We start from the raw sequence: 23,914 nt of genomic DNA, 5'->3' as shown, positions 1-23,914 counted from the left end.
TATCACCACCGGTGATGGAAGATCACCGGACCGTGGTCAAAATCACGGCCCGTCCGTTCACTCGATGGGAGCTGGCGAGGGGTGGCGATTTCCGGAACTATGCCTGTTCGCCCGGCTGTTGACGCATAGCGTGGCTTCGGCACCTTGAGCCGCCCCGGCTCGGCAGCCGCCCGCGACCCGTCGAGATCCGAAGGACGCCCATGCCCGCACCGTCACCCCATGGGGCTACCGCCGCCCGACACACCCTGCTGCTCCTCGCGGTGCTCCCGGCCGCGCTCGTCGCCACGATCGCCACCGCCGTGCTGACCTACCTGCTCGGCGGCCCCGGCCGGTCGGCCGCACCGATGGCGCACGGCGGCGCCCTGTGGGGCGTGCTGGGCGGGGCGGCGCTGCTGACCGGCGCCGTGGTGACCGGCGCGGCCGTCGCGGCCGCGTGCCGCGACGGCGCCCGGGCCGACCGCGTCTCCGCGCTGTGCCGGCAGGCGGCCAGGGGACGGGTGGAGCTCCAGGCGTTACTGCGCAAGGTGGAGCGCGGCGAGCCGATCAACCCGCCCTACGAGCCGCCGCCCGCCGACGTCGAGGGCGACCCCCTCGACCAGCTGCACGAGGAGCTCTCCGCCTTCCGCCGCGCGGCCCAGGCGGCGGTGGGGGAGGCCGCCAGCCTGGCCTGCGGCCCCATCGGCGACGACGAGCGGGCGGAGGTCTTCGTGAACCTCGCCCGGCGGATGCAGTTCTTCGTGTACCGCCAGCTGGAGCACCTCGACGAGCTGGAGGCCGAGGTGGAGGACCCGGAGCTGCTGAAGGGCCTGTGCCACGTGGACCACCAGGCCACCCGGATCCGACGGCACGCGGAGAACCTCGCGGTGCTCGGCGGCGCGGTCCCGCGCCGCGAATGGCACCGGCCGGTTCCGGTCGGCGAGATGCTGCGCTCCTGCATCGCCGAGTCGGAGCACTTCACGCGGGTCCGGCTGCTGCCGCCCGTGGAGGGCATGGTGTGCGGACCCGCCGTCGCCGACCTCGTCCACCTTCTCGTCGAACTGGTCCAGAACGCCACCGAGTTCTCGGCCCCGCAGACCCAGGTGCTGCTGCGCGCCCGGTGCGTGCCCGCCGGCCTGGCCATCGAGGTCGAGGACCGCGGCCTGGGCATGACCGCCGCCGAACAGGGGCGGATGAACGCGGTGCTGGCCGGCGCCGAACACGTGGACGTCGGCCAGCTGCTGGAGGACGGCCGGGTCGGGCTCTTCGTCGTCTCGGTGCTGGCCCGCCGGCACCGCCTCGCGGTCCAGCTGCAGAGCAACATCTACGGCGGGATCCAGGCCGTGGTCGTGGTGCCGGAGGAACTGCTGGTCACCGAGGAGGATCCGGACCCCCGACGCACGCCGGTCGCGTTGCCCGCCCGACTGCCGGTGCCGGAGCTGACCGTCGAGTCCGCGGTCCCGCTCGACCGCACCTGACGCCGGCCGGGCCGCCGGCCCCGAGAACGCCGCCCACATCGTGTCGCCCGCGTCGCTTGTGTCGCCCGCGCCGACCCGCCGCCCACCCCGAGGAGCCACCATGGCCGTGACGGCCTACGACCCCACCAGCCGCCTGCTGCTGACACCCGAGGACCCGGACGCCGTGCTGCGCGCGCAGCGGCTGGACGAGCTCGGCCTCGGCGCCGAGCCGGCGCCCCATCTCGACGAGGCCGCCCACCAGCTGGCCGGCGTCGCCCAGACCCCGTACGCGATGGTGACGCTCGTCGACGGGGCCGGACAGTACTTCGCCGGGCTGCACGACGGGCTCGGCGTCTACCACGCCCGGACCATGCCGCGCGCCCACGGCTTCTGCCCGCACGTGGTGGTCAGACGCCGCGCGCTGGTGCTGGACGACGTCCGCGACTACCCGCGGTTCGCGGCCAATCCGGTGGTCGACGAGTATGGCATCCGCTCCTACCTGGGCGCGCCGCTCATGCACCCGTCGGGCATCGCGCTGGGCACCATCTGCGCGATGGACCGGGTGCCACGCCCCTGGGGGCGGTCCGGACTCGACACCGTCAAGGCCGCGGCCGCCCGGCTGACCCTGCGCATCCTCGCGGCGGACGCCCCCGCCACCCGGCGCCGGAGGGGCGGCGACCCGATCTGACGCGCGTCATCCCTCGTTCCGCTGCGCGCGTAGCCGGCCAGCCCGCCGCGTCCGCCAGGTGCGCGGTCCGGTCGAACGGGGCAGTGCACAGATGATGAGTGCGAAGCGAGTCCCGGACGCTCCCCGGGTCGAGTCCGACCCGGCGAGCCCGACGAACGGTAGTCACCGCGCCCCCTGTTCCGGGGTACTCCCCGGTCTCTCCCGGACCTGGTCCGGGAGGACCCCCGTGATGGGGGGAGGATGGCGGCGATGGACCTGACCGACACCACCGGGCCCCGCCCGGACCAGCCGTGGACCGTGATCGGCGTGCTCAGCGGCACGTCGTACGACGCCGTGGACGCGGCCGTCGCCGACCTCTTCTTCGAGGGCCGGGAGGTCGTGCTCAGACCTCGCGGCCTGCACACCGAGCCGTACCCGCACTGGCTTCGGGAGCAGATCACGGCGTGCCTGCCGCCCGCCACCACCGACCTGGAGCGGGTCTGCCGGCTCGACACCGGCCTCGGCCGCTTCTTCGGCGAGGTCGCGGCGCGGGCCAACACCTCCCTGGCACACGGCGGGGGCGAGCTGGTGGTCTCGCACGGGCAGACCGTCTTCCACTGGGTCGAGGGCCCGCAGGCGCACGGCACCCTGCAGCTGGGCGGCGCGGCCTGGATCGCCGAGGCCACCGGGCTGCCCGTGGTCTCCGACCTGCGGTCCCGGGACATCGCCAGGGGCGGGCAGGGCGCGCCGCTGGCCGCGATGCTCGACACCCTGCTGCTGCTCGGCGACGGCGTGCGGCGCGGCGCGCTCAACCTGGGCGGCATCGCCAACATCACCGTGCGCGACGGCCGTGGCGAGGTGATCGCCTACGACCTCGGGCCGGCGGGGGCGCTCATCGACGCCGTCGTCTCCGAGGCGACCGGGGGAGCGGAGCGGATGGACACCGACGGGGTCCGGGCGGCTCGCGGCACGGTGGACGGCGCCCTGCTGTCCGAGCTGCTGACGGAGCCGTACTTCCGACTGCCGCCGCCGAAGTCCACCGGCAAGGAGCTCTTCCACACCGACTACCTCCGGCAGCGGCTGCGCGGCCGGCAGCTGTCCACGGACGACCTGGCCGCCACCGTCACCGAGCTGACCGCCCGGCTGGTGGCCGCCGCCTGCCACGGCCACCGGCTCACCGAGCTGGTCGCCTCCGGCGGCGGGGTCCGCAACCCGGTGCTGATGGACCGGATCAGGACCCTCGGCGCGCCCACCCGGATCAGCCGGGTGGAGGACTACGGCCTGCCGGCGCAGGCGAAGGAGGGATACCTCTTCGCGCTGCTCGGCTTCCTCAGCGTGCACGGGCTGGCCGGCACCATCGCCTCGGCCACCGGCGCCCGCGGGGGCGCGGTGCTGGGCTCGGTCACGCCCGGCGCGCGGCCGTTGCGCCTTCCCGCGCCGCGCGCGGAGGCGCCGCTGCGGCTGCGCGTCGAGACATGAGGGCGACACCGCGCGGGCGGAGCCGTCCCGGCCGGATCACACCGCCTCGGGCAGTCGCTCCGGCGGGCCCGGCCTGGCGTAGTACCAGCCCTGCGCGGAGTCGCAGCCCAACTCGCGCAGCTGCTGGGCCTGCACCGACGTCTCCACGCCCTCCACGGTCACGGACAGCTTCAGCGTGTGCGCCAGCGAGACGATGCCCTCCACGATCTTCAGGTCGACCGGATCGGCCGGATCGTGCTGCAGGCCCTCGGTGAACGACCGGTCCAGCTTCAGCGTGTTGGCCGGCAGCCGCCGGAGGTTGGCGAGGTTCGAGTACCCCGTCCCGAAGTCGTCGAGGGCGATGCCCACGCCCAGGTCGGACAGCTGCCGCAGTGGTTTGAGCTCGTGCTCGTCCGCCTGGATCATCGCCGTCTCGGTCACCTCCAGGCAGAGCGAGCTCGGCGGCAGCCCGGCCTCCTCCAGCACGGCCACGGTGTCCTCGACGAGGTCGGGGTGGTGCAGCTGACGCGGCGAGAGGTTGACGTTCACCCGCAGCGGGCGCAGCCCGCCGACGCCCATCAGCTGCCACTCGCACGCCTGCCGCACCGCCTCCTTGAGCACCCAGTGGCCCAGCGGCACGATCAGTCCCGTGTGCTCGGCGAGGGGTATGAACCGGTCGGGCCCGAGCACCCCGTGCCGCGGATGGCTCCACCGCACCAGCGCCTCCGCGCCCTCCAGGCTCCCGTCCTCCATCTTGATCAGCGGCTGGTACTCGATGAAGAACTCGCAGCCCTTCAGCGCCGCCGGCAGGTGGTGGGTGAGGTAGTGGCGGCTGATCGCCCGGGCGTCGGCGTCCGCATCGGCCAGCGCGTAGCGGTTGCCGCCCTCGGCCTTCGCCCGGTACATGGTGATGTCGGCGCTGCGCAGCACCTCGGCCGAGGTGAGGACCTCGGTGGGCCCCTCGACGATGCCGATGCTGGCGCGCACCAGCAGCTCGCGCCCGCCGACCGACACGGGGGCGGTCAGCGCGGCCAGCGCGCGCTCGGCGAGCGCGGTCACGGCGGCCGGTGTCGGCGGGTTGATGACCAGGGCCACGAACTCGTCGCCGCCGATCCGCGCCAGCATCTGGCCGGGACCGGCGGCGCAGCTCCGGAGGCGTTCGGCGACGGCCAGCAGCAGCTGGTCGCCGACCGCGTGGCCGAGGCTGTCGTTGACCGCCTTGAAGCCGTCCAGGTCGAGGTAGCACAGTCCGATCCGGGAGCACCCGGAGCCGGGCGCCAGGGCCTGTTCCAGGCGCTCGAAGAAGAGCGAACGGTTCGGCAGCTCGGTGAGGGCGTCGTGGGTGGCCTGGTAGCGCAGCCGCAGGTTCAGCAGCCGCCGCTCCGAGACGTCCTCCAGCATCGCCAGCATGTACCGGGGCTCGCCCTCCGCGTCCCGCAGCAGCGAGACGGTGAGGTTGGTCCACAGCACCGTGCCGTCGGTGCGGTTGTAGGGCTTCTCGACCTGGTAGTGCTCGCGCTCGCCGCGCATCAGCTCGCGCTGCAGCCGCCACACCTCGGTCGGGTCCTCCGGATGCGTCCAGTCCAGGACGTTCCGGCTGCGGGCGTGTTCGGAACCGCCGAACATCCGGGCCAACGCGCTGTTGATGTCGAGGATGTTGCCGTCCATGTCGGCGATGCCGATGCCGAGCCTGGCGCCCTTGAACACCGCGCGGAAACGGGTCTCGCTCTCGTGCAGCGCGTGGGCGATCTCCGTCTGCGCGGTCAACGCGGCCCGGGACAGCGCCTCCTGCTCGCAGCGGGTGCGTTCCTGCAACGCCCGGGCGAAGCCCTCGGCGACGGCGTGCTGGAGCCGCGCCGAACGGTGCCGGGTCTGCGCCGCCGGCGTCTCCCGCGCCGGCGGTCCGGCCGGATCCGCCGGGCAGGACGCGAGGTGCGCGTCGAGCACGCCGAGGGTGCCGGGCAGCGACTCGGGGGCGGTGCAGTGGGCGGCCACCAGTTCCTCGCCCACGGCCCGGCCGGGCGCCGGGTCGAAGGGCTCGGCGTGCAGGGCGGCGGCGAGCCGGCGGGCGAGCCGCAGCAGCAGCGCCTCGAACTCGGTCCGGGTCATGGAGGTCGCGGTGGCCGGGTACACGGCGCGGCACCAGGCACGCGCCAGTTCGCGCGAGGCCGCGGACGGCTCGCCGCCACCGTTGGTGTGGGGGTGATCCGGCGGTCGGGATGGCGAGGATGTCACGCTTTGCGCCCTACTCCCGCGTAGCCGGCGAACACGATGGGGTCCTCGTCGTCGAGGGCGCCCTCGGGACGCCACTCCGGCATGGACACCAGGCCCGGCTCCACGAGCGGGAAGCCGTAGAAGAACCGCGCCACCTCCGGGCCCGAGCGCATCACCAGGTTGGCGTTGCTCCTGCGGTACACCCGCTCGATGGCGTGCCCGTGCTGGGGCGTGAAGGGACCGCCCTCGGTGGACGCGTGGGTGAGCACCAGCAGGCTGCCGGGGGCCAGCGCGTCGCCGATCTCGGCCAGCGCCGCGTGCGGCTTGTCCTCGTCGTCGAGGAAGTGCAGCAGCGCGACGAGCAGCAGGGCCACCGGACGGTTCAGGTCGAGCAGCCGGCGCACCGGCTCGCTGTTCAGGATGGCCGACGGCTCGCGGAAGTCGGCCGCCACGATGTCCGTCCCCTCGTTGCCGACGAGCACGGCCCGGCTGTGCGCCACGGCCACCGGGTCGTTGTCGACGTAGACGACCCGCGCCCGCTCATGGGCGGCCTGGGCGACCTCGTGCACGTTGCCGAAGGTCGGGATGCCGGAGCCGATGTCGAGGAACTGGTGGATTCCCTCGCCGACCGCGTAACGCACCGCCCGTCGCATGAAGGCACGATTCGCCTGCATGATCTTCGGGAGGCCGGGAAAGGCCTCTATAGCTCTGCGCGCGGCCGCACGGTCCACCTCGAAATTGTGTGAGCCGCCGAGATAGTAGTCGTACATACGTGAAACGCTCGGCACAGACAGATCGATTCCCGGCGGCGCCCAGGCGGGTCGCTCCATCGGCATCTCCAAAGTCCCCGGCATGCGTACGAATGAGAAACCCCCGGACGCTTGAGGGTACTGACCGCGCCGTGGACGAGGGAAGGAACCGGACGATCACCATCCTCATCCTGGGGGGTTATCGCGATCTCTGTCCAGATTGACCCCCGGAGGACAGGGCGGAAACGCGCCAGGATCCGGGGAGTTTCGGCCAGCGTGTCAGATCGTGACGCCGTTCTGCCGGAGGTAGGCCAGGGGGTCGATATCGCTGCCGAACGCCTCGTCGCTGCGGATCTCGAAGTGCAGATGGGGCCCGGTGGAATTCCCGGTGGAGCCGGAACGGCCGATCCGCTGGCCGCTGCTCACCGGCTGTCCCTCGGACACGGAGATGGCCGACAGGTGCGCGTACTGGCTGTACCTGCCGTCCGGGTGCCGGACGATTACCTCGTACCCGAAGGACCCCGACCAACCGGCGGACACCACCTCGCCGCTGGTCACCGCCTTGACCGAGGTGCCGGTGGCCACCGGGAAGTCGACACCGGTGTGGTACCCGAGCGACCAGGAGCCGCCGCTGGCGCCGTAGGACGTGCCCGCGCTGGCCGAGACGGGCGCCACGTACGTCGCGGCGCGGTCCTCCTCCGCGGCCTCCTGCTGCCGCTCGGGCTGCGCCTCCTGCTGGTCCTGCTGGTTCCCCGAGCCGTCGGCCGCCTGTTCGGGCTCCGTCTCCTGGCTCTCCTCGCGGGGCGGCGCCTCGGCCGAGGACTCCCCGGACCCCTCGGACCCCGAGGACTCGTCGGACCCGTCTGATCCGTCTGATCCGGAGTCGTCCGTCCCGGCGTCACCGGGCCGCAGCACCAGGCGCTGGCCGGGGAAGATCAGGTCCGGGTTCCGGCCGACGGTCTCCCGGTTCAGGTCGTACAGCGCCTGCCAGCCGCCGGCGACGTCGTGGCTCTGCGCTATGCCGAACAGCGTGTCGCCGCTGACCACCCGGTACCGCTCGGCGCCGGACGTGTCCTGCTGGTCGGTCGCGCTGGCCGCCTGCCGCGGCTCGCCGTCCTGTCCCGATCCGTCCTGCTCGGCGTCCTGCCCGGATCCGTCCTGTTCGGCGTCCTGTTCGGCGTCCGGGGCGATGTCGGGGTCCACGCCGTCCTGGGTCAGCCCGGCCTGCACCGAGCAGACCGGCCACGCCCCCGGGCCCTGGGCCGCCAGCACCGCCTCGGCGACCGCGATCTGCTGGTCCTTGGTCGCCAGGTCCGCCCGCGGCGCGTAGGCGGTGCCGCCGTACGCCTCCCAGGTGCTCTGCAGGAACTGCAGCCCGCCGAAGTACCCGTTGCCGGTGTTGATCCGCCAGTCGCCGCCGCTCTCGCATTCGGCGACCCGCTCCCAGGCCTCCACGGGCGCGGCGCCCGCGCCGCTCGCGCTGATCAGCGGCAGTGCGAGTCCGGCGCCCGACGCGGTGACGCTGAGCGAGGCGCGGGAAACGGCGCTGGGCCGATAGCGGCGGTGACGTCCACGCGTGGTCATGAGCGGGTCCTCCCCTGGCCGACCTGTCTCGGCATCCCGTCACATCATGTTTCCGTCACGGGACTTGTACGGCAGGTCAACGATAGGGGCGGGAAAACCGCACCACAAGGGAGAGTTCGGGGTCGTCAGCGCTCGGTCGTCCGGGACGCCGTGGCGCGCGCCGGGGGAGCGTCCGCCTCGCCTCCCGCCCCCTCCGGAACCGGTACCGGAACCGCACTCGGCCGCGCCCCCGCGGTGCGCCGTGTGCCCTCCCGCGTGTGGGGGAGCGCGCGCGGCGGTCGGAGCAGCAGCAGGATGACGGCGAGCAGCGCGCAGGCCACCAGGCCGTCCATCCAGTAGTGGTGGCCGGTGGCGACCACCGCGACCACCGTGACCAGCGGATGGAGCACCCACAGCCAGCGCAGTCGGCCCCGGCCGGCGACGATCAGGCCGACCGCGATCACGACCGCCCAGCCCACGTGCAGCGAGGGCATCGCGGCGAACTGGTTCGCCATCGAGTTCGCCTCGGGCTTTCCGTACACGGCCGGACCGAAGACCGCGCTGGTGTCCATCATCTCGGTCCGCCCGAACAGCCTGGGCGGGGCGAGCGGGAACAACAGATGCAGCACCAGGCCCGCCCCGGTCAGCCAGACGAGCACCCACCGAATCCAGGTGTAGTGCCCCGGGTGTCGCCAGAACATCCAGCCCAGGAACAACAGGATGGCCGGAAAGTGGACCGTGGCGTAGTAGATGTTGATGGCGCGGACAAGGCTCTCGCTGTGCAGGAGCAGATCCTGCACCGCAGCCTCGTTCGGCAGGCGCATCGCGCGTTCCAGATCCCAGATCCGGTCGGCATTGGCATAGGCGTCGGCGAACTGTCCGTTCGCCGCGCGACGGCCGAACTTGTAAGCCAGATACAGGACCGTGAGGAGCAGGAGTTCCCTGAGCAGTGGGGGACGGCGGGACGGCGCGGCCGATTCCCGGATCCGCGCGGCGACGGTTCTCGTGAGAGCGCCTGGGCTTCGCATCAGCAGTATTCCCGAAGGGCGAGGTGATCGGACCGCGGTCAAAGCGCGGAGCGTCCTCGACCGCGCCTCGGCTTCTCTGCCTGACGGCCGAGTCTACGTGTCACCTCGTGGCCAGCCGGGATCCCACCGGCGTTCCCGGAGCGTTCGGTTCTCGGTCGCCGACCGACGAGTGCCCCCGACGCCTGGAATCACGCCTCGGCCGTCGTCGTCCGCCGGCCGAGGAGCGGTCAGCGAGCCCGGATCCGGGCCGCGGCCACGTCGGCCAGCTCCTCCGGCGTGCCGCCGACGTCGACGACCGTGCCGTCCTCGTCCGACTCAAGGGGCTCCAGGGTGGCGAACTGCGAGCGCAGCAGCTTCTGGGGCATGAAATGCCCCGAGCGCTCGCCCATCCGCTCGGCGACCAGTTCCTCGGAACCGTCCAGGTGGACGAAGAACACGCCGGGCGCCGCCGCCCGCAGCACGTCCCGGTACGCCCGGCGCAGCGCCGAACAGGTCACCACGCCGCCGGTGCCGGCCGTCTGCCGCTCACGCAGCCAGCCCCCGATGGCCGCCAGCCAGGGCCAGCGGTCGGCGTCCTCCAGCGGCGTGCCGGCGGACATCTTGGCGACGTTGGCCGCCGAGTGGAAGTCGTCGCCCTCGGCGAAGGGCACGTCGAGCCGCTCGGCGAGCAGCCGGGCGATGGTGGTCTTGCCGACGCCGGACACGCCCATGACGACGATCGTGGAGGCGGACATGCCCTCACCCTAGCCCGGCGAATGTACGAATTATCCAAGGGCAAGCCTCCGGCCTGCCGTTACTCTTCGACTACAGTGGCGTCATACGTGCACTGGGAGGTTCATGTGACCGGTCCGTCTCCTGCACCCGACCGGACCTGGGCCAGGCTGGCGTCGCTGACGGGCCGGACGTCCCGGTTGCTGCGGCCGGCCTCCTTCGGCGCCCCGCCGACCGGTGAGCGCCTGGCGCGCATCCAGCGATCCCCGCAGTACCGGGACGGCGCCTTCCGCAACGAACGGCCGACCAGGACCGTCCGGCCCGGCGCGATGCTCCCGATGCTGCGCGAGACGCTGCGCACCGCCGACCGCCGCCGCCGCAGTCCGGCCGCCGCCCTGCCGCTGGTGCGGCCGGCGGCCGTGGCGTCGGGCGAGCCGCCCGCCTCCGGGCTGCGGCTGACCTGGTTGGGGCACGCCACCGTGCTCGCGGAGATCGACGGGCACCGGGTCCTGTTCGATCCGGTGTTCGGGCGGCGCTGCTCGCCGTTCTCCTTCGTGGGGCCCAAGCGCCTGCACCCGGTGCCGGTGTCGCTGGACGAACTCGGCCCGGTGGACGCCGTGGTCGTCTCGCACGACCACTACGACCATCTGGACATGCCCACGATCCGCGCGCTGCTCCGCGGCGACGCGGTCTTCGCCGTGCCGCTCGGCGTGGGTGCGCACCTGGAGCACTGGGGTGTGCCGGCGGCGCGCATCCGGGAGCTCGACTGGCACGAGTCGGCCACGGTGGGCGGCCTGACCCTCACCGCCACCCCGGGACAGCACTTCTGCGGGCGCGGGCTGGTCAACCGCTCCAGCACCCTCTGGGCCTCGTGGGTGGCCGCGGGGCCGCAGCACCGCGTCTTCCACAGCGGCGACACCGGGTACTTCCCGGGATTCGCCGAGATCGGCGCCCGGCTCGGCCCCTTCGACGCGACGATGGTGCAGATCGGCGCCTACAGCAGCGAGTACTGGCCGGACATCCACATGACGCCGGAGGAGGGGGTGCGGGCGCACCGCGACCTGTCTCCCGGCGGCCCGGGCGGCGTGCTGGTGCCCATCCACTGGGGCACCTTCAACCTCGCGCTGCACCCGTGGGAGGAGCCGGTCGAGCGGACCGTCGCCGAGGCCGCCAGGGCCGAGGTCACGGTGGCGCTGCCACGGCCCGGCGAGTCCTTCGAGCCGGCCGGCCGGCTGCCGGCCGAGCCCTGGTGGCAGGCCGTCGCCGCCCGCCCCACGTCCGCCGCGCGGGCCGGCCGGTCGCTGCAGCCCCGGCCCGTCGATGGCTGACCGGTGCCCCCGCACCACTCCGCACCGCGAGGTCCTTCACTTGTGCCGATAGTAAGCGCGTTCTAGGGTGCCGCTGAGCCACAGGGCCCTGAGAGACCGCACCAGAACCAGAGAGGTCCGTCGATGCCCGCACCCGCCCACCGGATCACCGCGATCGACACCTTCGACATCCGGTTCCCCACCTCGCGCGAGCTGGACGGTTCCGACGCGATGAACCCCGACCCGGACTACTCGGCGGCGTACGTCATCCTCCGCACGGGCCCCGCGGACGGCGCGTCGGGCGGTGCGGACGACGGACCCGAGGGACACGGTTTCGCGTTCACCATCGGCCGCGGCAACGACGTCCAGGTCGCCGCCATCCGGGCGCTCGCGCCGCATCTGATGGACCGGGACGTGGCCGAGCTCTGCGACGACCCGGGCGCCCTGTACCGGGAGCTGACCGGCGACAGCCAACTGCGCTGGCTCGGCCCCGAGAAGGGCGTCATGCACATGGCGATCGGCGCCGTGATCAACGCCGTCTGGGACCTGGCCGCCAAACGGCAGGGCAAGCCGCTGTGGCGGCTGCTGGCCGAGGCCGAGCCCGAATGGCTGGTCGCCCAGGCCGACCTGAGCTACCTCGGCGACGTGCTCACCGCCGACCAGGCGCTCGACCTGCTGCGCCGGGGCCGGGAGGGCGCCGCGGAACGCTCCGCGCTGCTGCGGGAGCGCGGCTACCCCGGCTACACGACCTCGCCCGGCTGGCTCGGCTACTCGGACGACAAGCTGACCCGGCTGGCCAAGGAGGCGCTGGCCGACGGCTTCACCCAGATCAAGCTGAAGGTGGGCGCCGACCTCGCGGACGACGTCCGGCGGATGCGCGCGGCCCGTGCCGCGGTCGGCCCCGACGTCCGCATCGCCATCGACGCCAACCAGCGCTGGGAGGTGCCCGAGGCGATCGCCTGGACCGGCGCCCTGGCGGAGTTCTCCCCGTACTGGATCGAGGAGCCGACCAGCCCCGACGACGTGCTCGGCCACGCCGCCATCCGCCGGGGCGTGGCGCCGGTCAAGGTCGCCACCGGGGAACACGCGCAGAACCGCGTCATCTTCAAGCAGCTGCTCCAGGCCGAGGCGATCGACGTGCTCCAGCTGGACGCCGCGCGGGTCGGCGGGGTCAACGAGAACCTCGCCATCCTGCTGCTGGCCGCCCGCTTCGGCGTCCCCGTCTGCCCGCACGCCGGCGGCGTCGGGCTGTGCGAGCTGGTGCAGCACCTCGCCATGTTCGACTACGTCGCCCTCTCCGGGAGCACCGAGGATCGCATGCTCGAATACGTGAACCATCTCCACGAACACTTCCTCGATCCCGTGCGGATCAGGGCGGGACACTACGTGGCGCCCGACCGTCCGGGCTTCTCGGCCGCGATCCGCCCGGAGTCCATCGACCGCTACCGCTACCCCGACGGCGCGTTCTGGGCCGAGGACCTGGCGAACCAGGGCGGTGTCGCCGAATGACCGGCACGACCGGGCTGACCGGCCTGCGCGCCCTCGTCACCGGTGGCGGCTCCGGCATCGGCCGCGCCGCGGCGACCCAGCTCGCCGAGCAGGGCGCGCGGGTCGCGGTGCTGGACCTGAAGCCGGACGGCCTGCCGGAGCCGCTGCGCGGCTACCAGGCGGACGTGTCCGACGACGCCTCGGTGCGCGCCGCCGTCGAGCGGGCCACCGCGGACCTGGGCGGCCTGGACATCCTGGTGAACAACGCGGGCGTCGGCGCCGCGGGCACCGTGGCGGACAACTCCGACGAGGAATGGCACCGGGTCTGGGACGTCAACGTGGTGGGCATCGTGCGCACCACCCGTGCCGCGCTGCCGGCGCTGCGCGCCTCCGCCCACGCGGCCGTGGTCAACACCTGTTCGATCGCGGCCACCGCGGGCCTGCCGCAGCGCGCGCTGTACTCGGCGACCAAGGGCGCCGTGCAGTCGCTGACCCTGGCCATGGCGGCCGACCACATCCGCGAGGGTGTCCGGGTCAACTGCGTCAACCCCGGTACGGCGGACACCCCGTGGGTGGCGCGGTTGCTGCAGGCGGCCGAGGACCCGGCGGCGGAGCGGGCGGCGCTGGAGGCGCGGCAGCCGATGGGCCGGCTGGTGACGGCGGAGGAGGTGGCCGCGGCCATCGTCTACCTGGCGAGCCCGGCCGCGGCCTCGGTCACCGGGACCGCGCTGCCGGTCGACGGCGGTATGGCCGGCCTCCGGCTCCGCCCGCCGCCCCGGGACTGACCCTCGGGAGCCGGCCGGGGGCCGCGCTCCGGCAGAGCCGGTCAGAGGCCGATCAGACGCCGATCAGAGTCCGTCGAACGAAAGAGGTGGCAACCGCCATGGCCATCCCCCGCGTCCGGCTCGGGCACAGCGAGGTCACCCTCACCGAGCTCGCGCTCGGCGGCGCCCCGCTGGCCGGCCTCTACCAGGAGGTCACCGAGGACGACGCCCGCCTCGCCGTGGAGGCCGCCTGGGAGGAGGGCGTCCGCGGCTTCGACACCGCGCCGCACTACGGCCTCGGGCTGTCCGAGCGGCGCCTCGGCGCGGCGCTGCGGGACCGGCCGCGGGACTCGTTCACGGTCAGCACCAAGGTCGGCCGGCTGCTGATACCCAACGATCCCGCCGGCGAGGTCGAGGACATCGTGGCCGCCTTCGGCACCGACGCGGCGGAGGGGTTCCCGTCGCTGCCGGCGACGCATCACCGGCGGTGGGACTTCAGCGCCGACGGGGTACGCCGCAGCCTGGAGTCCAGCCTGGAGCGGCTGGGCCTGGACCGGGTGGACCTCGCGCTGATCCACGACCCCGACGACCACGAGGAGCAGGCCTTCACCGAGGCCTATCCGGAGCTGGAGCGGATGCGCGCCGAGGGCATCGTCGGCGCCATCGGCGCGGGCATGAACCAGGCCGCGATGCTCGCCCGTTTCGTGCGCGAGACCGACGTGGACGCGGTGCTGCTGGCCGGGCACTACTCGCTGCTCGACCAGGACGGCCTGGTCGAACTGCTGCCGGCGGCGGCCGAGCGCGGCCGGAGCGTCGTCATCGGCGGAGTCTTCAACACCGGCCTGCTCGCCGACCCCAGGCCCGACGCCACCTTCCACTACCGGCGGGTGCCGCCGCCGGTGCTGGAGCGGGCGCTGCGGATGCAGGAGGTGACGGCCCGGCACGGCGTCCCGCTGCGCGCCGCCGCGCTGCGCTTCCCGTTCGGCCACCCCGCGGTCGCCAGCGTCCTGGTCGGGGCGCGGTCGGCGGCCGAGGCGCGGGACGCCGCCGCGATGCTGCGCCACCCGGTGCCCGCGGCGCTGTGGGACGAGCTGCGCGCCGAGGGACTCCTGCCGGACCACGTGCCCGTGCCCGAGACGAGCTGAAGGGGAGCTGACACGCCAATGACCGTCATCGACGCGCACCACCACGTCTGGGACCTCGGCGTCCGCGACCAGGACTGGATCACCGGAGAGGCGATGGCCCCGATCCGTCGGGACTTCTCCCTGGCCGACCTCGAACCCGAGGCCCGCGCGGCCGGCGTCACCGGCACCGTGCTCGTGCAGACCATCACAGTCGCCGAGGAGACGCCGGAGTTCCTCGCGCTGGCGGACTCGCATCCGCTGGTCGCCGGCGTGGTCGGCTGGACCGACCTCACGGATCCGGGCGTCGCCGACGTTCTGGCCGCGCTCGGCGAACTGCCCGGCGGCCGGCACCTGGTCGGCATCCGCCACCAGGTGCAGTCGGAGCCGGACCCGGAGTGGCTGCTCCGCGCCGACGCGCAACGCGGGCTGGCCGCGGTGGGCGCCGCCGGCCTGGTCTACGACGTGCTGGTCCGGGCGCACCAGCTCCCGGCCGCGGTCCGGGCCGCCGAACTGCGGCCCGAGACGACGTTCGTGCTCGACCATCTGGGCAAGCCGGAGATCGCCGCCGGCGAGCACGACGCCTGGGCGGCCGACCTGGCGCGCCTGGCCGCGCTCCCGAACACCGCCTGCAAGCTCTCCGGACTGGTCACCGAGGCCGACTGGCAGGGTTGGACGGTCGCGGACCTGCGGCCGTACGCCGAGACCGCGCTCGACGCCTTCGGGCCCGAGCGGGTGATGTTCGGCTCCGACTGGCCGGTCTGCCGGCTCGCCGCCAGCTACGGGGAGGTGGTCGGGGCGGCCCGCGAGCTGACCGGGCGGCTCGACCCGGCGGAACGCGCGGAGGTCTTCGCCGGCACCGCACGCCGCGTCTACCGCTTGCCGCGGGAGCCCCGGAACTGAGCCGGCCGGGACCCGGGGTGCCCGGGCCCTTGCCGGTGGGACGTCGCGGGCCAGCGACGCCACCGGACGGGGCGCCTCCCGGGATCCGGGAGGCACGGGCTGATCCTCCCCGCCTTGGGTCCCCCGGACGGAGTCCGGGGAGTCCGGGAGGTACCCCCTCGACCCATCGGAAAGGACCTGAGGGCGTCGTCGGATCCTCGCGGGCCCGCGCCTCTCCCAGACTTCGTCCGGGGGACCCCCACGGCATCCCGCCCGGCCCCGTCGTCGGATCGCGCGAGGACCTCCCCCGGACGCCGTCTGGGAGGTGCCCCCATGCGTACGAGCCGCGGTCCGGTGCCCTGACAACCGGGCACGGGGCCGATCCTCCCCGGCCAGGGGTCCCCCGGACGGAGTCCGGGAGATGCCCCCGTCGACCCGCCGGAACCTGGCCCTAGCCCCGCAGGGGATCGTGGCCCAGGCTCATCAGCCGGTAGCGCCACTCCGGTTCGGGGATCGTGGCGGCCGGGCCGGTCGTGTGTTCGGTACGCACGGCGTCCACCACGTGCCGCATCAGTCGGATGTCGGCGTCGCAGAGATCCGTCGGGCGCTTGTAGAGCAGCGCCAGCACCTCGCGTCCCCGCCGCACCTCGGTCGACTCGGACGAACCGCTGGTGCGCAACCAGGCCGCGAGCTCCTGCGAGGTCATGTTCACCACGGTGTGGAACTCCGCCCACAGCGCGGTGATCTCCAGTTCCTCGACGTCGCGCATGTCGCTCCTCCTCCCGGGGAGTTGGCGGACTCCTGGGACAAGTGGTCCGAGTCCCCCGGAGGGCGGAGGGAAAACACTCAGCGTCGGGCCAGCGACCGCACCTCGTCGGCCAGCCGCTTGTCCAGCGCCACCCGGACCAGCCCCGCGGTCAGCCGGGACACGTCGTCCCCGGGCACCAGCCCGGCGAGGGTGCGCTCGGAACGGGGCAGGCCCAGCCGCTCCGCGCCGTCGCGCGCCTTGCCGTCGATGTGCGGCCGGTACTCGGGCCAGACGGCCTGCACCTCGCGGAGGAAGATGTCCACGCCCATCGGCCCGATGCCGGGGAACTCGCGCAGCGAGGCCGCGATCCGCGGGCCGCGCATCCGGCGCAGGTCGCCGCCGTACTTCTCCAGCGCCAGTTCGGCGCCCTCGCCGAGCTGGGTGGCGGTCCGCTCGTCGTAGCGCCGGTAGTGGCCCCTGCCGAGCGCGTCCACCCGCTGCTGCCAGGTCGCGTCGGCCATCCGCCGCGGGTCCCGCATGCCGGCCTCGAAGAGGGCCCGGGCCGCGGACACCGCCACGTCGGCGTGGATCCGGGCGGACAGCAGGTGGGCGAGCACCAGCAGCTGGTAGGTCGGTCCCGGCGTGTCCCGCAGCCGGATCCCGGCCTGCGCCGCGTAGGTCTGGCCGGCGCGCTCCAGGAGCACCCGCGCCGTCGCCTTCCCGGTGTCCCCGCCCCCCTTGGTCTGTTTCGTCATGTCGCGTCGCCTCCGATCTGGCCCCGGAACGCCCGGCTCGCGGGCTCCCGTGCCGGGTGCCCGCCGGTACGCCGCCCATGCCCCCGCGGCGCGGGGGCATGGGCGGGCGCGGGACTCGAAGGGCTCAGCCGGTGACCGGCAGCGACACCGAGCGGGCGCCGTCGGCGGCCGGCACCGCCTCGCCGTAGCCGTCGGGGCCCGCCAGGACCACCCGCCACGGGCCCGGCGCGTCGTCCGAGGTGACGGTGACCGTGTCCCCCGACCTGCGGGTGCGGAAGGTGGCCGCCGCCGAGCCGTCCGGCGTCGGGATCCGGGTGACCACCTCGGCGCCGTCGGCGAGGGCGTGCACCCGCAGCGTGACTCCGTGCGCCCAGTCGTACGCGGCCCGCTCGTCCTCGGCGCCGAACGGGATCACCGACCCGGGCCGGGCCAGCAGCGGCAGGCTGTCGAAGCCGAACCGCTCGCGCCGCCAGCCGGGCCCCTCGACCCGCTCACCGGACAGCAGATGGGTCCACGTGCCCGCGGGCACGTAGTACTCCGCGGTGCCGTCCTCGGTGAAGACCGGGGCCACCAGCAGGTCGTCGCCGAGCATGTACTGCCGGTCCAGGGTGTGGCAGGCCGGGTCGTCGGGGAACTCCAGCAGCATGGCGCGCATCACCGGAGTGCCCAGGGACCGCGCCTGGGTGGCCGCGTGGAAGAGGTACGGCATCAGGCGGTGCTTGAGCCGGGTGAAGTCCCGGGTGACGGTCACCGCCTCCTCGTCGTAGTCCCACGGCACCCGGTAGGAGCTGCTGCCGTGCAGCCTGCTGTGCGAGGACAGCAGCCCGAACTGCACCCACCGCTTGAACAGCGCGGGCGTCGGCGTGCCCTCGAAGCCGCCGATGTCGTGGCTCCAGAAGCCGAACCCGGACAGGCCGAGGGACAGCCCGCCGCGCAGCGACTCGGCCATCGCGGCGAACGTGGACTCGCAGTCGCCGCCCCAGTGCACCGGGAACTGCTGGCCGCCCGCGGTCGCGGAGCGCGCGAAGAGCACCGCCTCGCCGGGGCCGCGGAGCTCGCTGAGCACCTCGAAGACCGTCTCGTTGTACAACTGCGTGTAGTAGTTGTGCATCCGCTCCGGATCAGAACCGTCGTGCCACACCACGTCGGTGGGCACCCGTTCGCCGAAGTCGGTCTTGAAGCAGTCCACACCCTGCCCGGCGAGCGTCCGCAGCTTGTCGCCGAACCAGCGCCGGGCGTCGGGGTTGGTGAAGTCCACCAGCCCCATCCCGGCCTGCCAGTGGTCCCACTGCCACACGTCGCCGTTCGGCCGGCGCACCAGGTAGCCGTACCGCCTGGCCTCCTCGAACAGCGGGGACTTCTGCCCGATGTAGGGGTTGATCCACACCGAGATCCGCAGCCCCTGTTCCTTCAGCCGGCGCAGCATGCCCTCCGGATCGGGGAAGACCGCCGGGTCCCAGGTGAAGTCGCACCACTGGTAGGCGCGCATCCAGAAGCAGTCGAAGTGGAAGACGCCCAGCGGGATCTCGCGCTCCGCCATGCCGCGCACGAACCGGGTGACGGTCTCCTCGTCGTAGTCCGTGGTGAACGAGGTGGACAGCCACAGCCCGAACGACCAGGCCGGCGGCAGCGCCGGGCGGCCGGTCAGCGCCGTGTAGCGGGCCAGGATCTCCTTCGGCGTCGGGCCGTGGATCACCAGGTACTCCAGCGACTGGTCCTCGACGCTGAACTGGACCTGGCCGACCGCCTCCGAGCCGATCTCGTAGCTCACCAGGCCCGGGTGGTTCACGAACACGCCGTAGCCGCGGTTGGTGAGGTAGAACGGGACGTTCTTGTAGGCCTGCTCGCTGGCCGTGCCGCCGTCCGCCTGCCAGACCTCCACCACCTGCCCGTTCCTGGTGAACGGGGTGAACCGCTCGCCCAGCCCGTACACCAGCTCGCCGACGCCGAGCGAGAGCTGCGCCAGGCTGTGGTGCCGGCCGTCGCCGGTGGTCGCGATGCCGGTGCCGCGGCGGGTTTCGGCGGACGTCAGGGTCCGGCCCTCCGCGGTGAAGTCCAGCCGCCAGGGCGCCGCTGTGTCCACCCGCAGCGCCAGCGGGCCGCTGGACAGTTCGAGCACCGAGCCGTCCCTGGCCGTCTTGGCCCGGTGCTCGGGGTCGGGGCGCAGCGCGAAGTCCGGGCCGCGGTCCACCTGGCCGGCGAGGTGGGTGGTGCGGACGCCGATCACGCCCTCGGCGGGCGAGAAGCACTCCACGGTCAGCAGCGGCCCGTCCAGCGTGTGGCCGCGCCGTTCGACGTGCCGCACCTCCGCGTACAACGTCAGCCGGTCGTCCTCGACCCGCGCGTCGGCGACCTCCTTGGCGTAGTGCGCCCGGACGCCGTCGCGCATCAGCCAGTAGCCGTCGGTGAACTTCACGGTGTCTCCTCGTTCGCCCCGCCGCGACAGCGGCTCACGGCACAGTCGATCGCGCGGCGCCGCTGCGGCCGGACGGGGAGGTGCGGCCGGGTGGCCGCGCGCTCGTCGCTCACGGATGGCTCTCCTTGCGGTGGTTCTCGATCATGGAGCGGTACCAGCGGTAGCTGTCCTTGGGCAGGCGTTCGAGCGTGTCGTAGTCGACCCGGACGATGCCGAAGCGGCGGTCGTAGCCGTAGGCCCACTCGAAGTTGTCCAGCAGCGACCAGACGTAGTAGCCGCGCACGTCCACGCCCGCCTCGATCGCCGCGGCCAGCGCCGTCAGGTGGTCGTGCAGGTACGCGACGCGGTCGGTGTCGTGGACCCGGCCGTCCGCCGCGACGGTGTCCGCCTCGGCCGAGCCGTTCTCGGTGATGATCACCGGCGGCAGCGTCGGGTACCGGCGGACCAGGTCCACGAGCAGGTCCGTGAAGGTGTCGGGCACCACGGGCCAGCCCATGGTGGTGCGCCGGACGTCGTCCCGCATCGACTCGGCCGCCCGGACGTCCACGGCCGTGCGGGTGGCCGGGTCGGGGTCGGTGTGCGGCGCGTCGGCGACCGTGGTGGGCCGGTAGTAGTTGACGCCGACGAAGTCCAGCGGTTCGCCGATCAGGTCCAGGTCGCCGTCCCTGCGGTAGGAGCCGTCCGCCAGTTCGCCCCAGGTCTCCGCCTCGTGCTCCGGGTACCGGCCGGCGAACAGCGGGTCCAGCCAGACCGCGTTGTGCAGCGTCTCCGCGCGCCGCACCGCGGCCCGGTCGGCGTCCGTGTCGGTGGCCGGCAGCAGCCGGTCCGGGTTCAGCGTGATGCCGATCTCCTGCGCGCCGGCCGCGCGCAGCGCCCGCACCGCCAGGCCGTGCCCGACCAGCAGGTGGTGCGCGGCGGCCAGCGCCCCGCGCCCCTCGCGGGTGCCCGGCGCGTGCCGGCCGATGGCGTAGCCGACGAACGCGGTGCAGTACGGCTCGTTCAGGGTGATCCAGCGGTCCACCCGGTCGCCGAGCCGCTCGACGACCAGCGCGGTGTACTCGGCGAAGCGCTCGGCGGTCTCGCGCACCCGCCAGCCGCCCCGGTCCTCCAGGGCCTGCGGCAGGTCCCAGTGGTAGAGGGTCGCGGCGGGGGCGATGTCGGCGGCCAGCAGCTCGTCGACGAGCCGCTCGTAGAAGTCGAGGCCCGCCGCGTTGGCCGGGCCGGTCCCGGTGGGCTGGATCCGGGGCCAGGCGACGGAGAAGCGGTAGCTGTCCACGCCCAGGTCCGCGAGCAGGGCGACGTCCTCGCGATAGCGGTGGTAGTGGTCGCAGGCGACGTCGCCGGTGTCACCGTTCAACACCCGGCCGGGCTCGCGGCAGTAGGTGTCCCAGATGGAGGGGCCGCGGCCGTCGGCGTCGTGGGCGCCCTCGATCTGGTAGCTCGCGGTGGCCGCACCGAAGGTGAACCCCTCGGGGAACCGCGGGAAGTCGTGGGAAGTCATGGTCCCTGCCTGCCTGAAGTGGTGGTCTGCGGGTACGGAGCGGTACTCACTTGAGTGAACCGCCGGTGATGCCGGCGGCGATGTACCGCTGGGCGACGATAAGCAGGATGGCGGCCGGAATGGCAGACAGCACGGCGGTGGCCATCACCGCTCCCCAGTCGCTGACGTGCGCCCCGATGAACTCGTAGATGCCGAGCGTCACCGGTCGGACGTCGTCCGTGGTGTTGAGCGTGAGCGCGAAGATGAAGTCCGCCCAGGCGAAGAGGAACGCGAAGAGGCCGGCGGTGATCAGCGCGTTGCGGCTCATCGGCAGCACGATGCGCAGGAACGCGGTGAACCGGTTCGCGCCGTCCACCATCGACGCCTCGATCACCTCGCGCGGGATGGACACCATGAACGCGCGCAGCAGCACGATCGCGAACGGCAGCCCGAGCGAGGCGTCGGCAAGGATCAGCCCCAGGTAGGAGTTCACCAGCCGCAGCTCGGCGTACGCGCTGTACAGGGCGTTGGCCACCACGATGCCGGGCACCATCTGGGTGATCAGGGCGCCGAACACGATGACCCGGCCGCCGCGCAGCCGGAACTGGGCGAGGCCGTACGCGGCCGGCGCCGCCAGGGCCAGGCAGACCGCGACCGCGCCGAGGGCGACGACGAGGCTGGTGACCAGCGAGCCGCCCTGGCTGTCCAGTGCCGCCTCGAAGTTGTCGAGGCTGGGCGAGGTCGGGATGAGGTCGGTGTCGGCGATGCTGGTGTGCGGCTGCAGCGCGGTGGACAGCATCCAGTACACCGGGAACAGCATCACGGCCAGGACGAGCAGCGCCGCCGCGGTGTTCCAGGCGCGGCGCAGCCGCGCGTTGACCGGGGTGCGGGTGGTCATGGGCGATCACTTCCCCAGCTCGTGGTCGGTGCGGTTGATCCGCAGGTAGAGCACGGCGAACACCGCGCTGATCAGGATGAGAACGTTGCCGACCACGGCACCCTGGCCGAAGTCGAGCTGCAGGAACGACAGCTGGTAGGTGAACGTGCCCAGGGTCTGGGTGGAGTCCGCCGGGCCGCCGCCGGTGAGCGCCAGGATCAGGTCCAGGATCTTGATGGTGGACATGAAGCCGAGCACCAGCACCACGGTCACCACGGGGCGCAGCATCGGCAGCGTGACGCTCCGGAAGGTGCGCCAGGAGCCGGCGCCGTCCAGGGACGCGGCCTCGTACAGCTCGCGGGGGATCTCCTGGAGCCCGCCGTAGAGGATCACCATGTTGAACGGGATGCCGATCCAGATGTTGACGAGGATCGCCGACAGCAGCGCCACGCTCGGGCTGCTCAGCCACGGCACGCCGTCCCCGCCGAGGCCGATGCCGCCGAGGAACTCGTTGAGCACGCCGTGCTCCTCGTCCATCATCCGCCGCCAGACCACGGCCGAGACCACCATCGGCACCAGCCACGGCAGCAGCAGCACGGCGCGGACGAACGTGGAGAGCCGGAAGTGGCGGGAGAAGAAGACGGCGAGGGCCAGGCCGATGGTGAACTGGCCGACCAGCGAGCCGACGGTGAACACCAGCGTCTGCCACAGCGCGTCGGGGAAGAGCTCGTTCTCGAAGACGTTGCGCCAGTTGGTGAGGCCGTTGAACGGGGACTCGCCGGTGAAGTAGGTCCGCGGCGTGAACTCCTGGAAGCTCATCAGCACGTTGCGGACCAGCGGGTAGCCGAAGAAGGCCAGCAGGTAGACCAGTGCGGGGGCGACGAACAGCCACTGGTAGAACCGGCGGCGGACCTGCCCGGACCGGCGTCCGGGCGGCGCGGTGGTGGTGCTGGTCATGTCGTCCTCACTCTCCCGCCGTGGCCTGGCGCTGGGCGTTGTCCAGTGCCGCGTCGGGCGAGGACCTGCCGGTCAGCACCGACTGGAAGGCGCCGGCCAGCGCGGTCTCCACCACCGGCCACCGGGTCCCGACCTCGCCGGTGCGGGAGCGGGCGGTGGTCACCAGGTCGGCGAACGGCGCGAGCTTGGGATTGGCGGCGCGGTAGGCGTCCGCGGCGTCGGCCCGGGTGGGCACATTGTTCACCCGCTCGCCCCAGGCGAGCTGGTTGCCCTGCGAGTTCAGGCAGTTCAGGATCGCGGCGGCGTTCTCCTCGCGCTCCCGGTCGTCGTTCTTCGGCACCGTCATCACGGTGCCGCCGATCGGCGGCACCGGGTCCTGGCCCGCCTCGGGCACCGGGATGCTGGCGACCGCCCAGTCCACGTCGTCCTGCGCGTCGAGCACCGGAACCTGCCACGGACCGTTGATCATCATCGCGGTCCGTCCGGAGAGGAACTGGTCGTTCACGTCCTGCTGGTTCCAGTTGACGACGGAACGCGACGCCGAGCCGGCGTCCACCAGGTCCTTCCACAGCTGCAGGGCGGGCGCGCCGGCGCCGTCGTCGAGGTGCGCCTCGTCGCCGCCGGCCGTCCAGAAGAACGGCAGGAACTGGTAGACGCCGTCCGCGTTGGGGCTGGCCGAGAACGCCATCCCGTAGGTGTCGCCCTGGGTCAGCGCGGCGGCCGTGTCCTCCAGTTCGGCCCAGGTGGTGGGCGGCTCCAGGCCGGCGTCCGCGAGCATCTCGGTGTTGTAGATCAGGGCCAGGGAGTTGACCGAGCGCGCCACCCCGTACTGGGTGCCGTCGAAGGAGCCCATGGCGACCGCGCTGTCCGAGTAGACCGAGGTGTCCACGCCGATCTCGGCGAGCGGGCGGAGCCCGTCGGTCTCGGCGAACTGCGGCAGCTCGGAGCCGTCCAGCTCCAGGATGTCGGTCAGCGAGTCGGAGGACGCCATCCGCAGCGCCTTCGAGGCGACCTGCTCCGCGGGCACGCTGATCTGCTCCACGGACAGGCCGAGCGGCTCGGCACAGCGGTCGAAGAACTCCTGGTTGGCGTCATGCTCGGCCGTGTCGGTGGCGGAGTTCAGCACCGTGACGGTGTCCGGGTCCGGCTCGGCGGCGCAGGCGGCGAGGCCGCCCGCGGCCAGCGTGCCCACCAGGGCCAGCGCGGTCGCGCGGGTGCGCCGGGCGCGTCCGGTGCGGGGATGCCCTCTCATCTGCATGGTGGTGAGGTCCTTCGTCGGCGGTGGGCTGGGGGGAA

Annotated in this window: 20 protein-coding genes; 8 read left to right on the top strand and 12 right to left on the bottom strand. The window is 73.1% G+C overall.

Annotation, left to right across the window (positions count from 1 at the left end; genetic code table 11):
- Positions 1-200: 200 nt before the first annotated feature.
- The 3 genes from ABGB06_RS15700 to ABGB06_RS15690 all read left to right on the top strand — a co-directional run bounded on the left by ABGB06_RS15700 (position 201) and on the right by ABGB06_RS15690 (position 3,579).
- The gene (locus tag ABGB06_RS15700) at positions 201-1,454 is read left to right on the top strand and encodes an ATP-binding protein (RefSeq protein WP_347589588.1); all 1,254 of its coding nucleotides are present in this window, start codon (positions 201-203) and stop codon (positions 1,452-1,454) included.
- A 100-nt stretch (positions 1,455-1,554) separates the two neighbouring features.
- A complete protein-coding gene (locus ABGB06_RS15695; RefSeq protein ID WP_347589586.1) occupies positions 1,555-2,121 on the top strand; it encodes a GAF domain-containing protein in 567 nt (188 codons plus the stop codon).
- A 249-nt stretch (positions 2,122-2,370) separates the two neighbouring features.
- Positions 2,371-3,579, top strand: a complete 1,209-nt coding sequence (locus tag ABGB06_RS15690; protein ID WP_347589584.1) for an anhydro-N-acetylmuramic acid kinase — start codon at positions 2,371-2,373, stop codon at positions 3,577-3,579.
- A 36-nt stretch (positions 3,580-3,615) separates the two neighbouring features.
- Here the strand turns inward: ABGB06_RS15690 and ABGB06_RS15685 are convergent, their stop codons facing one another.
- The 5 genes from ABGB06_RS15685 to ABGB06_RS15665 form a co-directional block, all read right to left on the bottom strand.
- Positions 3,616-5,715, bottom strand: coding sequence for an EAL domain-containing protein (locus tag ABGB06_RS15685; protein WP_347589838.1), 2,100 nt, complete (start codon positions 5,713-5,715; stop codon positions 3,616-3,618).
- Between the two features lie 74 nt (positions 5,716-5,789).
- Positions 5,790-6,602: an SAM-dependent methyltransferase gene (locus ABGB06_RS15680; protein ID WP_347589582.1), complete on the bottom strand. Its 813-nt coding sequence runs from the start codon at positions 6,600-6,602 to the stop codon at positions 5,790-5,792.
- Between the two features lie 198 nt (positions 6,603-6,800).
- A complete protein-coding gene (locus ABGB06_RS15675) occupies positions 6,801-8,105 on the bottom strand; it encodes a transglycosylase family protein (RefSeq protein WP_347589580.1) in 1,305 nt (434 codons plus the stop codon).
- Between the two features lie 125 nt (positions 8,106-8,230).
- Complete coding sequence (locus tag ABGB06_RS15670) at positions 8,231-9,112, bottom strand: phosphatase PAP2 family protein (RefSeq protein WP_347589578.1); 882 nt, start codon at positions 9,110-9,112, stop codon at positions 8,231-8,233.
- A 227-nt stretch (positions 9,113-9,339) separates the two neighbouring features.
- Complete coding sequence (locus ABGB06_RS15665; RefSeq protein ID WP_347589576.1) at positions 9,340-9,846, bottom strand: gluconokinase; 507 nt, start codon at positions 9,844-9,846, stop codon at positions 9,340-9,342.
- Positions 9,847-9,993: 147 nt separating this feature from the next.
- Between ABGB06_RS15665 and ABGB06_RS15660 the strand changes: the two genes are divergently transcribed.
- From ABGB06_RS15660 to ABGB06_RS15640, 5 genes are all read left to right on the top strand, one after another.
- On the top strand, positions 9,994-11,151 hold the full coding sequence (locus tag ABGB06_RS15660) for an MBL fold metallo-hydrolase (RefSeq protein ID WP_347589836.1): 1,158 nt from the start codon (positions 9,994-9,996) through the stop codon (positions 11,149-11,151).
- 123 nt (positions 11,152-11,274) lie between these two features.
- A complete protein-coding gene (locus ABGB06_RS15655; protein WP_347589574.1) occupies positions 11,275-12,639 on the top strand; it encodes an enolase C-terminal domain-like protein in 1,365 nt (454 codons plus the stop codon).
- Positions 12,636-13,403, top strand: a complete 768-nt coding sequence (locus tag ABGB06_RS15650) for an SDR family oxidoreductase (RefSeq protein ID WP_347589573.1) — start codon at positions 12,636-12,638, stop codon at positions 13,401-13,403. The genes ABGB06_RS15655 and ABGB06_RS15650 overlap by 4 nt, the downstream gene beginning before the upstream one ends.
- A gap of 98 nt (positions 13,404-13,501) precedes the next feature.
- Entirely contained in the window at positions 13,502-14,527 is a 1,026-nt protein-coding gene (locus ABGB06_RS15645; protein WP_347589572.1) for an aldo/keto reductase, read from the top strand.
- A gap of 18 nt (positions 14,528-14,545) precedes the next feature.
- Positions 14,546-15,406, top strand: a complete 861-nt coding sequence (locus ABGB06_RS15640) for an amidohydrolase family protein (RefSeq protein ID WP_347589571.1) — start codon at positions 14,546-14,548, stop codon at positions 15,404-15,406.
- Between the two features lie 430 nt (positions 15,407-15,836).
- On the opposite strand, the gene ABGB06_RS15635 is transcribed toward ABGB06_RS15640, so the two are convergent.
- The 7 genes from ABGB06_RS15635 to ABGB06_RS15605 form a co-directional block, all read right to left on the bottom strand.
- Positions 15,837-16,154, bottom strand: coding sequence for a DUF3140 domain-containing protein (locus ABGB06_RS15635; RefSeq protein WP_347589569.1), 318 nt, complete (start codon positions 16,152-16,154; stop codon positions 15,837-15,839).
- A 77-nt stretch (positions 16,155-16,231) separates the two neighbouring features.
- Positions 16,232-16,888 (bottom strand): endonuclease, encoded by a 657-nt coding sequence (locus ABGB06_RS15630; protein WP_347589568.1) that lies wholly within the window; start codon positions 16,886-16,888, stop codon positions 16,232-16,234.
- 124 nt (positions 16,889-17,012) lie between these two features.
- Positions 17,013-19,304, bottom strand: a complete 2,292-nt coding sequence (gene yicI / locus ABGB06_RS15625; protein ID WP_347589566.1) for an alpha-xylosidase — start codon at positions 19,302-19,304, stop codon at positions 17,013-17,015.
- A gap of 109 nt (positions 19,305-19,413) precedes the next feature.
- Positions 19,414-20,805, bottom strand: coding sequence for a GH1 family beta-glucosidase (locus ABGB06_RS15620; RefSeq protein WP_347589564.1), 1,392 nt, complete (start codon positions 20,803-20,805; stop codon positions 19,414-19,416).
- A 46-nt stretch (positions 20,806-20,851) separates the two neighbouring features.
- Positions 20,852-21,682 carry a carbohydrate ABC transporter permease gene (locus tag ABGB06_RS15615; RefSeq protein ID WP_347589562.1) on the bottom strand — a complete coding sequence of 277 codons (831 nt, stop codon included), beginning with the start codon at positions 21,680-21,682 and terminating at the stop codon, positions 20,852-20,854.
- A gap of 6 nt (positions 21,683-21,688) precedes the next feature.
- The gene (locus ABGB06_RS15610) at positions 21,689-22,618 is read right to left on the bottom strand and encodes a sugar ABC transporter permease (protein ID WP_347589560.1); all 930 of its coding nucleotides are present in this window, start codon (positions 22,616-22,618) and stop codon (positions 21,689-21,691) included.
- Between the two features lie 7 nt (positions 22,619-22,625).
- Positions 22,626-23,876, bottom strand: coding sequence for a sugar ABC transporter substrate-binding protein (locus ABGB06_RS15605; protein ID WP_347589558.1), 1,251 nt, complete (start codon positions 23,874-23,876; stop codon positions 22,626-22,628).
- Positions 23,877-23,914: the final 38 nt, after the last annotated feature.

It is taken from the genome of Streptomyces sp. B6B3 (assembly GCF_039871525.1).
Lineage (GTDB): Bacteria > Actinomycetota > Actinomycetes > Streptomycetales > Streptomycetaceae > Streptomyces.
This window is presented reverse-complemented; position numbering and strand designations above follow the sequence as displayed.

Excerpts from the sequence above, each read along its gene's own strand:
- ABGB06_RS15700 (WP_347589588.1), top strand. The coding sequence starts at position 201 with ATGCCCGCACCGTCACCCCATGGGGCTACCGCCGCCCGACACACCCTG.
- ABGB06_RS15630 (WP_347589568.1), bottom strand. The coding sequence starts at position 16,888 with ATGACGAAACAGACCAAGGGGGGCGGGGACACCGGGAAGGCGACGGCG.
- ABGB06_RS15690 (WP_347589584.1), top strand. The coding sequence starts at position 2,371 with ATGGACCTGACCGACACCACCGGGCCCCGCCCGGACCAGCCGTGGACC.
- ABGB06_RS15615 (WP_347589562.1), bottom strand. The coding sequence starts at position 21,682 with ATGACCACCCGCACCCCGGTCAACGCGCGGCTGCGCCGCGCCTGGAAC.
- ABGB06_RS15610 (WP_347589560.1), bottom strand. The coding sequence starts at position 22,618 with ATGACCAGCACCACCACCGCGCCGCCCGGACGCCGGTCCGGGCAGGTC.
- ABGB06_RS15650 (WP_347589573.1), top strand. The coding sequence starts at position 12,636 with ATGACCGGCACGACCGGGCTGACCGGCCTGCGCGCCCTCGTCACCGGT.
- ABGB06_RS15645 (WP_347589572.1), top strand. The coding sequence starts at position 13,502 with ATGGCCATCCCCCGCGTCCGGCTCGGGCACAGCGAGGTCACCCTCACC.
- ABGB06_RS15635 (WP_347589569.1), bottom strand. The coding sequence starts at position 16,154 with ATGCGCGACGTCGAGGAACTGGAGATCACCGCGCTGTGGGCGGAGTTC.
- ABGB06_RS15640 (WP_347589571.1), top strand. The coding sequence starts at position 14,546 with ATGACCGTCATCGACGCGCACCACCACGTCTGGGACCTCGGCGTCCGC.
- ABGB06_RS15605 (WP_347589558.1), bottom strand. The coding sequence starts at position 23,876 with ATGCAGATGAGAGGGCATCCCCGCACCGGACGCGCCCGGCGCACCCGC.
- ABGB06_RS15665 (WP_347589576.1), bottom strand. The coding sequence starts at position 9,846 with ATGTCCGCCTCCACGATCGTCGTCATGGGCGTGTCCGGCGTCGGCAAG.
- ABGB06_RS15695 (WP_347589586.1), top strand. The coding sequence starts at position 1,555 with ATGGCCGTGACGGCCTACGACCCCACCAGCCGCCTGCTGCTGACACCC.
- ABGB06_RS15620 (WP_347589564.1), bottom strand. The coding sequence starts at position 20,805 with ATGACTTCCCACGACTTCCCGCGGTTCCCCGAGGGGTTCACCTTCGGT.
- ABGB06_RS15670 (WP_347589578.1), bottom strand. The coding sequence starts at position 9,112 with ATGCGAAGCCCAGGCGCTCTCACGAGAACCGTCGCCGCGCGGATCCGG.
- ABGB06_RS15680 (WP_347589582.1), bottom strand. The coding sequence starts at position 6,602 with ATGGAGCGACCCGCCTGGGCGCCGCCGGGAATCGATCTGTCTGTGCCG.
- ABGB06_RS15655 (WP_347589574.1), top strand. The coding sequence starts at position 11,275 with ATGCCCGCACCCGCCCACCGGATCACCGCGATCGACACCTTCGACATC.
- ABGB06_RS15675 (WP_347589580.1), bottom strand. The coding sequence starts at position 8,105 with ATGACCACGCGTGGACGTCACCGCCGCTATCGGCCCAGCGCCGTTTCC.